The 12,768-nt window shown below is 36.8% G+C and carries 9 protein-coding genes; all 9 read right to left on the bottom strand.

Features of this window, described 5'->3' with window-relative positions:
* Positions 1 to 9 precede the first annotated feature (9 nt).
* Positions 10 to 1,128 carry a pectate lyase gene (locus tag P0Y62_16830; GenBank protein ID WEK69487.1) on the bottom strand — a complete coding sequence of 373 codons (1,119 nt, stop codon included), beginning with the start codon at positions 1,126 to 1,128 and terminating at the stop codon, positions 10 to 12.
* Between the two features lie 562 nt (positions 1,129 to 1,690).
* The gene (locus P0Y62_16835) at positions 1,691 to 4,165 is read right to left on the bottom strand and encodes a glycoside hydrolase family 95 protein (GenBank protein ID WEK69488.1); all 2,475 of its coding nucleotides are present in this window, start codon (positions 4,163 to 4,165) and stop codon (positions 1,691 to 1,693) included.
* Positions 4,166 to 4,380: 215 nt separating this feature from the next.
* Positions 4,381 to 5,283 (bottom strand): alpha/beta hydrolase, encoded by a 903-nt coding sequence (locus tag P0Y62_16840; protein WEK69489.1) that lies wholly within the window; start codon positions 5,281 to 5,283, stop codon positions 4,381 to 4,383.
* A gap of 45 nt (positions 5,284 to 5,328) precedes the next feature.
* Complete coding sequence (locus P0Y62_16845) at positions 5,329 to 5,670, bottom strand: cupin domain-containing protein (protein WEK69490.1); 342 nt, start codon at positions 5,668 to 5,670, stop codon at positions 5,329 to 5,331.
* 260 nt (positions 5,671 to 5,930) lie between these two features.
* Positions 5,931 to 6,668: a rhamnogalacturonan acetylesterase gene (locus P0Y62_16850; GenBank protein ID WEK69491.1), complete on the bottom strand. Its 738-nt coding sequence runs from the start codon at positions 6,666 to 6,668 to the stop codon at positions 5,931 to 5,933.
* Positions 6,669 to 6,810: 142 nt separating this feature from the next.
* Positions 6,811 to 7,779: a pectinesterase family protein gene (locus tag P0Y62_16855; GenBank protein ID WEK69492.1), complete on the bottom strand. Its 969-nt coding sequence runs from the start codon at positions 7,777 to 7,779 to the stop codon at positions 6,811 to 6,813.
* A gap of 195 nt (positions 7,780 to 7,974) precedes the next feature.
* Complete coding sequence (locus tag P0Y62_16860; GenBank protein WEK69493.1) at positions 7,975 to 8,883, bottom strand: alpha/beta hydrolase; 909 nt, start codon at positions 8,881 to 8,883, stop codon at positions 7,975 to 7,977.
* Positions 8,884 to 9,097: 214 nt separating this feature from the next.
* Positions 9,098 to 10,765: a glycoside hydrolase family 28 protein gene (locus tag P0Y62_16865; GenBank protein ID WEK69494.1), complete on the bottom strand. Its 1,668-nt coding sequence runs from the start codon at positions 10,763 to 10,765 to the stop codon at positions 9,098 to 9,100.
* A 206-nt stretch (positions 10,766 to 10,971) separates the two neighbouring features.
* Positions 10,972 to 12,615, bottom strand: coding sequence for a glycoside hydrolase 43 family protein (locus P0Y62_16870; GenBank protein ID WEK69495.1), 1,644 nt, complete (start codon positions 12,613 to 12,615; stop codon positions 10,972 to 10,974).
* Positions 12,616 to 12,768 lie beyond the last annotated feature (153 nt).

The raw sequence follows: 12,768 nt of genomic DNA on the forward strand, positions 1-12,768 counted from the left end.
ATTATTTAATTATAATGAATTACAGATATTTCCTGTAAGGGTAGCTCCTGCATTGGCTGTTACATCAGACTTTACAGAAGATAGTGATAAAGTTGGGATAGAATACGGTGGTGTAAATGCCGTTCCGCTTCCTGCCGTATTTCCTGTAACATTGGTAAATGTATTGTTTGAGGTAACAGTTACTGCGGTGTATCCACTCATTAAATTGATAGGCTCTTTTACATTTTCAAAAACGTTTCCATCTACACGAATGTTGGCCTGAACTCCTGCTGCAATACATTTATTGCTTACGGTACTGTTGAAGTAGCTGTTCACAATATGTATTTTTCCAAACCTTACTCTCGGCATACGCTCTCTGCAGCCCGGAGCCCACCAGCAACGAACAAAGGTTACATTCAGTTTTCCTGCATCTGTTGTGGAAGTATCGCTTGATCCGATAAGGTTGGAAAATCTGTGATCATCTGTCCCTCCTGAACCACCCGGCTTTGGAGCTTTCAAATAATGGAATTTAGTATAAGAAACTGTTATAAAATCCGACTTGTTTTTGATGTCAAAATTTCCGTCAACGCCGTCTCTGAATTCACAGTGATCGATCCAGACATTTCTGCAATCGTCTAAAATAGCGTTGTCCCAACCGTCTGTGTCGTACGCTCCCGGTCCTTCAAAAATAAGATTTCGGATAACGATATTGTCACATCTTTTAATATTGAGAATTCCTGATCCGTCTTTTGTCTGGTCTGTTGAAACCAGTTTGGCTCCACTGGTTCCGTAAATTGTTTTTCCGGATTGATCCTGAAATGAGATGCGCGCTGTGACAGTAATGGTTCCTGTTACTTTAATGACTTTCACCGCTGTATTTTCGATGGCTGCTTTTAATTGAGCATACGTAGTTACAGTTGTTTCGGCTGCAGTTCCACCACCGGTTGTCCCTCCGTTTTGAGAAGCCCATCCGGGTGCAACGCAGTCGGCTAAAGGAACGACCGCATTCGTCTGAAGAATGTCATTCGTAATAAGGGAGTTTGGATTTTCCGTTACGTCGGTTCTGATGTCTTCCTGCCCGCATCCGGTTAAGGCAAAAACTGAACTCAGGGCTACCGTCAGAAAGGCAGCTTTACATGTTGTTTTCATAGTAGTAATTTGTTATTGTTTGATTACGAATTAAAATTACATAATTAATATTTAAATGTTTTATATTTTAATATATTAATATTTATATAATTATAATATTATTAATTTAATTAATTCAATCGGTTGCATTTTGTTTTTAATTCAAAAAAATTAAATAATTAGGTTTTTGTAAATGAAATCCCTGAATAACCCAATATTTGTAGAAAATAATCTGTATATTTTTGAGTTATATGGAAAATTTACATTTTATTATGTGCTAAATAGTATTTAAATCATTTCTGAAGTTAGCCCAAGCAATGTGGAACTTTAATAGAAAATAGTAGGCTGGAAACTAAAAACTTTTTGAATTTAGATATAAACACTTTAAAAGCTAGAATAATTTTTTTTAACGCAAAGTTTTTATTTTGCTGCTGCTTAATGAAGTGAGCTAAGAATCAATAGGTTGATTTGGCGAAGTGATCGTAATAGCTTCGAGATGCAAATTTATTTGCCTTTGCTTTCTAGAATAATCTGTAGGTTAACTATTAATCTTTGAGTATAAAAAATACAAGAAGGTAAAAAATTATTTTCCTTCAAAAATATAGATTCCTCCTTTTTCTGTACTCAAATCAAAAACCTGAGTTTCGGGAACAGGATAGCCTTTCAACTGAGCTTTTTCGGAAACCAGAGGAGTTTTAATAGAATTAATCTGATAATATTCATTTGGGTTTTCTCCTGTTGCCGGCTTTACGTTCGTTTTAGATTTTAAAGCAATTCCTTTTGCAATTCTGATTCTAGCATTACCACCCAACGCAGATTTTACAACCAGTTTGGTCAGTTGAGCATCTTTCCAGTCGATATCAATTTCAAAACCTCCTCTTGCTTTTAATCCTTTTACCGAGCCGTTTGGTAAGGCATCAGGAAGTGCAGGTAAAATATAAAGATAACCGTCATAACTTTGCAGCAACATTTCTGCAATTCCTGAAGTACAGCCAAAATTTCCATCGATCTGGAACGGAGGATGTGCATCCAGAAGATTCGGGTAGGTTCCTCCTGATTCTCCTTTATTATCTAGAGGAGCGGGTGTCAGTTGGTCTGAAATTAATTTAAAAGCACGGTTTCCGTCCAATAATCTGGCCCACCAATTCACTTTCCAGCCCATCGACCAGCCCGTAGATTTATCGCCTCTGTAGGTCATCGAGTTTTTAGCAGCTTCCGTCAGATCCGGGTTTCTGAAAGGAGAAATTTGTCCGGAAGGAAAAAGGCCGTACAAATGCGAAATATGTCTGTGTTTGTCATCTGTTCTATCCATATCTTTTAGCCATTCCTGCAGTTGGGCATATTGCCCGATCTGCATAGGCGGAAGTTTGTTTAAAGCCAATTTCACCTTATCCGAAAGATTTTGTTCTTCATTTAAAATTTTTGAAGCGTTAATGAAATTATTAAAAACATCAAAGACCAACTGATTGTCCATTGTTGTTCCCGCTGTAATCCCCACATCTTTCATATAGGTGTTTTCGGGAGACATGGAAGGAGAAACAACGAGGTATTGTTTTGTGAGATCCTGCTGAAGAACATCAAGGTAAAATAAAGCACAGCCTTTTAAAGCTGCATAATTTTTCTTCAGGAATTCTTTATCTCCGGTGTATTGATAATGATTCCAGATATGCTGTGTGAGCCATGCGCCGCCCATAGGCCACATTCCGTAGAAACCGCCGTCAACGATTCCCGTGATTCTCCATAAATCAGTATTGTGATGGGTATTCCAGCCTCTTGCATGGTACATTTCTTTGGCAGATTCCTGTCCGGTTACCGACAGATCTTGGATCATATCAAATAAAGGCCCGTGCATTTCGCTGAGGTTGGTGTTTTCTGCAGGCCAGTAATTCATCTCAGTATTAATATTGACGGTATATTTACTGTCCCAAGCAGGATGAAGTTGGTAATTCCAGATTCCCTGAAGGTTTGCGGGCTGAGTTCCCGGCTGTGATGACGAAATCAAAAGATAACGTCCGAACTGAAAGTATAGTGCTACTAAATCAGGATCACTTGAGGTTCCAAATTCTTTAATTCTGATATCTGTTGTCTTTTTTGCCTGTTCGGTAGTTCCCAGATCCAAGCTTACACGCTTAAAATATTTTTGGTATTTTTCAATGTGAGCCTTTAATTCTGCATCATATTTTTTATTTAAAGCAGATTGTAAATATTCCGAAACTCTTACATCAGGATTTGCCGAAAGATCATTATAATTTTTGAAATTTGTAGCAATAGAGATATAAATTACCACTTCATCCGCTCCGGAAATTTCCAGTTTATCTTTTGATGAGGTTAGTTTTCCGCCTTTTAATACCGGAAAAGCGACTGTCTTAAAATTAATTTTCCCAGTTTTATTGGCCATCGATGAACTTGTTCCATTGATCACCAGCTGATTTTTCTCTGTGAAAATAGATTTTTGCAAGTGTGGAGTGGAAGCGTTGATGGAAAAGTTTAAGTTTCCTTTTTTACTAGAAGAGAGCTTGATTATAATCACATTATCGGCAAAAGACGAGAAAATGTCACGCTTAAAAGTCACTCCGTTTACATCGTAAGAAACTGTGCTTACTGCTTTTTCAATATCTAAAGTTCGGCTGTAGTTTTTAAAATTTTCATGATCTTTGAAATCTAAAAAAAGATCCCCCATCGTCTGGTACGGCATTCCGTAATTTAAATCTTTCGGAGCCTGCCTTGGATAGGTTCTATTGGACACATTCTGAGCTTCCTGAAATTTACTTTCATTTAACAGTTTTCTGATTTTCTGTATGCTGTCGAATGTGTTTTTCGGAACATTATTTCCGGGTTCTCCTGCCCAGATTGTTTCTTCATTCAATTGAAGATGTTCTTTTGAAGCTCCTCCGAAAACCATAGCTCCTAATCTTCCGTTTCCAATAGGCAAGGCTTCGTTCCAGTTTTCTGCAGGTTTGTTGTAGATCAGTTTTAAATTCTGCTGTGCGTGTACTGAAACGGAAATAATCGTTCCGAAAGCCAGTAAGAATATTTTATGTTGGATGATTTTCAGCATTTTGTTAATTAAAGTATTTTTGTTGGCTAATCGCAAAGGCGCAAAGATTGTTTATCTTAAATATCGTTTTTAAGGCGCAAGAAAATCAAAGATTTTCAGCAAAATATTGAGTGTTAAATTTTATCGAAGATAAAATATTTGCGTCTTTAAAATATGAACCGTGTAAACTTCTTTGCGCCTTTGCGATTAATCAAGATATAATTATTAATTGTCCATTACTTATTATTGATCGTCTTCAGCCAGTCTGAACATAGTTTTTTCCAGTTGTCCGTCAATTCAGATTTATTGGTAATTCCAATTTTATGTTCACCTTCAGGAAAAATAAACAATGCTCCTTTTACTTTGTTTTTTATCATTTCTTGATAATACAGGATGCTGTTCATCACAGGAACGGTTTTATCGTTTTGGGCATGAAATAAAATCGTAGGTGGCGTTTTTTCCGTCACGCGATTCTGCATAGAATATTCTTTGATTTTTTCGGGGGAAACATTTTCACCCAGTAAACTGTTCCTGCTTCCTGTATGTGCATATTCTCCAAAATCAATCACCGGAGAAACCAGAATCGCAAAATTGGGAATAGTGGGAATAGATGTCCAGTCGCCTTTTAATTCAGTATAGTCTGTAGAAATATTGCTTACTGAAGCTGCTAAATGACCACCTGCAGAAGTTCCGATCACACCGATCTGCTCAGATGAAATTCCATATTGTTCTGCATTTTTTCTAAGGAATTTGATGGCTGCCTGAACATCCTGTAAGGGAGCAATTTCTCTTTGCTTTAAATCGGGAGAAGTGGGTAATCTGTAGTTTAAAACAAATGCTGAAATTCCCTGGGTATTAAACCATTTTGCAATTTGATAACCTCCTAAATCATAAGTCAGTTTGTAGTATCCACCTCCAGGAATAACAACGACTGCCATCTGTTTCCTTTCTTCTTTTGGTGGCAGAAAAGCAAACATCTCGGTTTCTTTGATCTGTATAATTCTTCCGTCTTTTTCTTCCGTTTTTAAAGGCAATCCTTTAGAATTAGACATCTGACCTTTTGGCCAAACCATTATTTTTTCCTGTGCGGATATCTGAACGAAAAAAGAAAGTAAGAGCAGGAAAGTAAATTTTTTCATAACCGTTAACTTTTTAGAAGGTATTTTTTCCAGATTTTATTAAAATTATTCTTTAAGAAAATCTTCTCTGAACGGGGTAAAGGCATCAATCAATTGCCCGGCTTCCAGACATTTTACTCCATGAAAAATATTGGGCTGAGCAAAAAATCCGTCACCCTGTTGTAAGACTTTTGTTTCACCATCCACCGTCACTTCAAATTTTCCTGAAGCCACATACGTAATCTGAGAATGAAAATGTTGATGCAAAGCACCAATGGCATCTTTTTCAAATTTTACAATCACCATCATCACCTGAGAATTGTACCCTACAAATTGTCTCGAAACTCCTTCTCCTAAATCTTCCCACCCGCAGTTGCCCTCGAAAAACGGTTCTTTTTTGAAATGCATTTTGTCTGTTTTTTGAATTTTAAAACTAAGTTATTCATTTGTATTGTCATTCTAAACGAAACGAAAGTGCAGTGAAGAATCTTTTTCAACTCCATCTGAATCATCTTTATTTGTATAGATTCTTTGAACTTCGTTCGCATCCCTTCAGGCTGTGTCAGAATGACAAACTTGCTGTTTATTTGTCCCGCAGATTTTGCAAATTATGCAGATTCAAATTCTTAAAGATGTCATCTGTGAAAATTTGTGCAATCAGTGGGAAGCTATTTAATATACTTTTCCAAACCAATCTTTAAAGTCTTCAAATTTTTTACAGCGAGTTTAGCAACAGATTCTGCGCCCAGTGTTGATAAATGGGTATCATCATCTTTTCCTTTCGGATAATACGGATCTTCTCCTTCTTTGTAATGCAGATGTAATTTTTTAGAATTTTCAGGACCGTAAGAAATCTCCAGCTGTTCGGTTAATAACTGCATATCTACAAACGGAACTTTCAGATCGTTGGCTACCATTCTTACTATCAAAGGATATTCTTTATGAGTATCAATTAAAACCCCATTTTCATTGAAGTCTCTTCTCACGATGGAAGTCATTAAGATTGGCGTTGCTCCTTTTGCTCTAGCTTCATTTACATATCTTTCCAGATTAGCTCTGTATTGAGTATAAGGATTGGTAAATTTTGTAGAATCTTTTACTTTCTGGTCATTATGTCCAAACTGAATAATTACAAAATCTCCTTTTTTCAATTGTTTTTCAACCTTGTCCCATCTTCCCTCGGTTCTGAAGCTTTTTGAACTTCTTCCGTTCATCGCATGGTTCTGAATTTCGATTCCAGAGGTCATGAATTGCGGCAAAATCTGTCCCCATCCATGTTCCGGATTTTTGTCAGGATTTTCTTTATTGGCCATGGTGGAATCACCGATGAGGAATAGAGTCGGCTTTTTTTGAGCCAGAATTAAAGTTGAAACGGCTATGCTGAATAGTAAAAGTATTTTTTTCATTTTACAATTTATTTTTATTTAAATCTGAAAGATGCTTCGGAAGGCTCAGCATGACATTGCGACAAATTCCCTGCTAAATTAAAGCAGTTAGTATTAGAGTTGTCATGCTGAGCCTGTCGAAGCATCTCAATAATTCATTTCATTATTTATTTGGATTCCAGCCATTGAATATTTTTTCAATAGTATAATTTTTTAAATCTTTTTTCGTCAGTTGATGTGACCAGCTCACCCGTTTTGAAATATTTCCGCCTTCTCCTTTACTTCCAAATTCTGCGTAATAGGCTGTTTTTTCTTTATCAGGAAACATTTTGTCGCCTTTCCACGGATTCCAGCCTTCGGGAAGAATGTGTTTTCCCATTTCGGTGTTGATGAAAACTGTTTGGGCATAAGGCCGCCATGGTCTTCCCAAGTAAACTTTAGTAATGCTATCTTTAGCAATTAATTTACAGTCAAAAAAGACAAAACCATATTTTCTGTCGGCTTCCGTTGCCGCTGCGGTGATGTAAGAGTCGGCTAAGCTTTTAATGGTACAATTTTTAAAAACAACCGTCGCCTGTCCGAAAATAAAATCTGTTGTTCCTTCGATATAACAGTTTTCAAAATATTGTCTGCTGTGATTGGTTGCGGAATAAATGGTGTCCTGGCAACCTAAAATATTCGAGTTTTTAATTATAAAACGGTCACCTTCCACATGAAGAGAAACCGCTTGTCCTTCATTACAAGAAGAGTTTTGAATGGTGAGATTGCTGATTTTAATGTCATCGCCCATCACCAAAAGCGTATAGGAATTGAACGTGGTCATTTTTTCATTAAACGAATCCAATTTTCCTGAAAAATCATTGTTGGTAATGACCGTGTTATCTTTATTTTCGCCTTCTAATGTGATTTTGTGCTTTGAAGAAGGAATAATCACTTTTTCATTATATGTTCCGGACTTTATTAAAACTAAAGCTTCGGCCGGGCCTAAATCTCTTATAGAATTAATGGCTTTTTGAATAGAAGTAAAGTCTCCGCTTCCGTCTTTGGCAACGGTAATTTTAATGTATGGCTCATTTCCTGCAAAGAGAAAATTTGCCATCGAAATGAGAAATATTAAAAATAATTTTTTCATAGGTTGAATTATTTTTTAACGCAAAGATTTATTCTTGTTTTGGTGTTATTTTAAGGAGCAAAGATTTGCGACAATGTCGCTTATGAAGCTGTCGTTAAAATGTTTGCTTCATAAAATCAACTTGTTGATTCCTCTTTGCTCCTTAAAGTTTAACATATTTACTAATAAACTTTGCGTTTAAAATCATTAATAATATTATTTCAAGATTCGATTTAAAAAATCAACCGTTACATTCAAAGTTTCTGTAAACCAGGGTTCTGCCGACCAGAATGAATGCGGAGTATTTTTGATCTCATGAAACTCAGTCGGGATATGATAAGCCTTCAATTTTTTCATCATATCGTCTCTTCCCGCATGAAACCGGGGTTGCGAACTGTTGATAAAAAGAGTAGGAGGGGTATTTTTATCCACGAATTCTAATGGAGAGGCCTCGGTCCAGTTTTTTAAGTTAACATCTTTGTCGCCTCCCAACCAATAAGCAGCGTAGGTACTTTCTTCAGCTTCCGGATGGATAAATGAGACGATTCCATCAACATTCACAATTGCCTGAATTTTATTTTTGGATTTCACACCGACCAAAGTCGCAATTTGCGCTCCCGCAGATTCTCCCAAAACGACCATTTTCTTTTTGTTTAAAGAATATTTTTTATGATTTTTCTTGAGCCATTGAATGCCTGTTTCAATATCTTCAACTCCGGCGGGAAATTTGGCAACATCCGCCAACCGATATCCGATTGCGATCACCACATAGCCTTTTGATGCCAGTTCCATTGCCATAAATTTTTCATTTTCCTTACTTCCTGAAATCCATCCACCACCATGAACCATTGCAATTCCCGGATATTTTTTTGAGGAATCAAGAGGATAATATACGTCTGCTTTTAAAGAAAGTCCGTTGATATTGGCATATTCCACATCTTTATCAATTTCGATATTCTGTGGAATAGGGCGGTCAATAGGTGTGGTAAAAGAAATTTTTTTTCTGAATTTTTCAAAGGTACCTTCATTCGTGTAAGGAGTAGCATTCGGGCGGTTTACCTGCCCGAATGCCATTGTCCCCACAAAAAAAATAGAAATATAAGTATGTTTTCTGTTAAAAATCATTCGCTTATGGAATTTTTTTAATACTGATTTTTATTTTTTTGTTGTTGGTTTTTCGCAAAGACGCAAAGCAATTTACTGTCTTTATATTTTAAGGCGCAAGGATTTTATCTTTGATAAAATTTAATACTCAATACTTTGCTGAAAATCTTTGATTTTCTTGCGTCTTAAAACAGTATTTAAATCAAAAAAACTTTGCGTCTTTGCGATTAACCAACTATTTAATTGCATTTTTCGCTACATCCGTCCCAATAGAAAGTAAATTTTTATCGGATGCTATTTCTTTCGGCAACAATACTGCTCCCGTTTTGTTTCCTAATACTTTCACAACAGGTTTATTGGCAGATTCAAATTTTACTGTTGAAAGATTGATGTTTTTACTGTTGTAAATGGTAGCTCCCGCTCCTTCAGCATATTTCAGTTTTACATTTTTTAGCTGAATTCCGTCAGCATCTACGATTGTCAAAGCTTTTCTGGTATCAAACTGAGAATCTTCGATTACGATATTTTTAAGATTCATTTCGGCTAAACCAAATAATGTAATTGCCTCATCAGAATTTACTGCAGTGATGTTTTTAAAGTAAATGTTTCTGAAAACCGGCGTTTCTTCCGTTACAGGATATACTTTTTCAGGCGCTTTGTTTCCTTCCTGTTTCTGCCCGTCCTCCAGCACCGGAGATGCGCCTTCGTAGAACATATTAAACCCGATTACCTGAGTCGGAATATTAATCATATCAATATTTTTGATATAAATATTTTCAACAATTCCTCCTCTTCCGCGGGTTGTTTTGAAACGAAGACCAATATCTGTCCCAATAAAAGTACAGTCTGAAACATGGATATTTCTCGCTCCTCCCGACATTTCACTTCCGATCACGAAACCTCCATGACCGTGATATACTACATTGTTTTTGATGATGACATTTTCAGTAGGCATTCCTCTTTTTCTCCCGTCCTGATCTTTCCCTGATTTAATACAAATGGCATCGTCACCAACGTCAAACGTATTATCGTAGATCAAAACATTTTTACAGGATTCTAAATCTACACCGTCACCGTTTTGAGAAAACCATGGGTTTCTTACGGTAAGATTTCTTAAAATTACATTTGAACACATTAAAGGGTGAAGATTCCAGGCAGGAGAATTCTGGAAAGTGGGTCCGTCTAACAATACCTTGTCGCAACCTACTAAACTTACCATTACCGGACGAAGGAAATCTTTAACCGTAACTAATTCTTCTTTGGAAATCTTATCAGGAACATTGAAGTTGGAACTGCTTTCAAATCCTTTTTTATAGCTTTCTGAAGGATACCAGTTTTTTCCGTCCGCAGATAAAATTCCACCCGATTTTACGATATTTTTCCATTCGGATTCTGAAACCTTACTTTTTTTGATAGCTCTCCATGCATCACCACTTCCGTCGATCACACCTTTTCCTGTGATGGCAATATTGATTGCATTTTTGGCAGAAATCGGGGATTGGCAACGGATGGTATTCAACCCTTCAAAACTTACATCGACTAATGGATAATCTGCTTTATCCTTACTGAAAATAATGAAAGCGCCTTCTTCTACATGAAAGTTGATATTGCTTTTCAATTCGATAGGACCTGTTAACCACATTCCGCGGGGAACAACTAATTTTCCGCCGCCTTTTTTGTTAAGATCTTCGATTGCTTTTTTGAAAGCTTCCGTATTTTTTACATTTCCGCCTGCAACACCACCATATTGTGTGATGGAAACCGTGTTCGCCGCAAATGAAGTTTCTGCAACCTGAGGCATTTTAAACTCAATGTTTTTATAAATATCAAGGTTCTGGGCATAGATTTGCCCTGAAAACATCATTGCCGCTACTAAACCGATCACTTTAAGAGACTTCTTCATTTTATTTTTTTGTTCATTATTTATTTAATTGTTGGTTAATCGCAAAGACGCAAAGTTTATTTTATAACTTTATGCTTTAAGACGCAAGGATTTCATCTTCGATAAAATTTTACAGTTCAAAATTTGCTAAAAATCTTTGATTTTCTTGCGTCTTGAAACAGTATAAAAAGTAAAAGCTTTGTGTCTTTGCGATTAACCAACCAATCCTAATTTTTAGTAATTCTAAACCAGTCAAAATCTGCATATCCGCCTCGAGGTGCTTTTTCTATGCTGATGCTGTATAAACCGACTTTAGCTCCAATCCATTTTCCCGGCTTAGCTTGGAAAACTTCGCCTGCTTTTGTAAAGTTTTTTCCGTTTTCACTATAGCTGAACTGGCATAGGCCATTCGGTTCGTTTACATTTACTTTTAAATAAACTTCGTTTGTTTTTAATTTGGTTTCAAATAATATTTTTTCTTCCCCTCCTTTATCGGCTTTTTCAGCTCTTCTTAATTGAAGATAAAAGCCGTCCGGCTTATTGGTGATCACGATCGATTGATGATCCAGTCCCATCACCAAAAGTCCGGCAGTTTTTCCTTCTTTGGCATCTTCGGGTGTTAATTTCACTTTTGTTGAAGCTGCAAAATTCGGAGCCGGGAATTTTTGTGTTAATAAATTCGGTACGTTCCAAAGGTTTTTTTCACCTTCAGGAACTTTCATTGAGAATAATCTTAAAAATTTCTGTCCGGGAAGTTTCGAAGACCACACGATGTTTTCGTTGGCACTCCATTGCCATTGTAATCCTAATTTATCTCCATCAAATTCATCCGTTTCAGGCGGAGTAACGATCGAATAAGTTTGTCCTACGTTTGGTTTTTTATATGTTAAAACCGGTTCCCCAATTCCGTTTTTATTGTTATCAATTCCTATGACTGGCCAGTCTTTTTCCCACTTCATTGGCTGTAAGTGAACAATTCTTCCTCCTGCATCCACATCCTGAAAGTGATAAAACCAATCTTCACCCGAAGGCGTATCTACCCATGCTCCCTGATGAGGTCCGTTGATCTTTGTAGAACCCTGTTCCAATACTACTTTTTCTTCGTAAGGACCGTAAATATTTTTTGACCTTAATACCAATTGCCAACCTGTTGCCACACCACCTGCCGGAGCAAAAATGTAGTAGTAACCATTTCTTTTATATATTTTCGGACCTTCAACCGTTGGATGGGAATCGTGACCATCGAAAACATGAACTCCTTTATCTAAGACTTTTGTTCCTTCAGGATTCATTTTATTCAGGGTCAGAATACTTTTCACTCCGGCGCGGCTTCCCGCCCAACCATGAATTAAATAAGCATTTCCGTCTTCATCCCAGAAAGGACAGGAATCAATTAAGCCTTTTCCTTCCATCACCAGAACAGGTTCTTCCCATTTTCCAAGTGGATCTTTGGTTTTTACCATATAAATTCCATAATCGGGATCGCCCCAATAAATGTAAAATTCTCCTTTATGGAAACGAATTGACGGTGCCCAAACTGCATCTCCTCTCCTTGGAACCGAAAAATGTGCTCTAGGCAAAATATCCTGAATCGCATAATTCACCAATTTCCAGTTGACCATATCTTTTGAGTGAAGAATCGGTAATCCCGGAGTTTCATTGAAGCTGGAAGCGGTCATATAATAATCTTCACCTACACGAATGGCATCGGGATCAGAATAATCTGCATACAAGATCGGGTTTCTGTAATTTTTTCCCTGATCGGCAGTCCATACTTCGGAAACATAGTTTTTTTCCTGTGCATTCAAATAGCTTGATGCAATGGAGAAAACAGTTATTGAAAGTATATTTAAAATATTTTTTGTTTTCATAAATCAGATTTTTAGTCTGGTTTAAATTTTAACGTAATGAGCGCAAAGTTTTTTTTAATTGCTTACTGCATATTTTTCGGTCGCAAAGGCGTTCTACTCAGCAAAGGTTGGATGTTTTTGCTGTTTGTCATTTCGACGATAGGAGAAATCCGT

It is taken from the genome of Candidatus Chryseobacterium colombiense (genome assembly GCA_029203185.1).
Classification (GTDB): domain Bacteria; phylum Bacteroidota; class Bacteroidia; order Flavobacteriales; family Weeksellaceae; genus Chryseobacterium; species Chryseobacterium colombiense.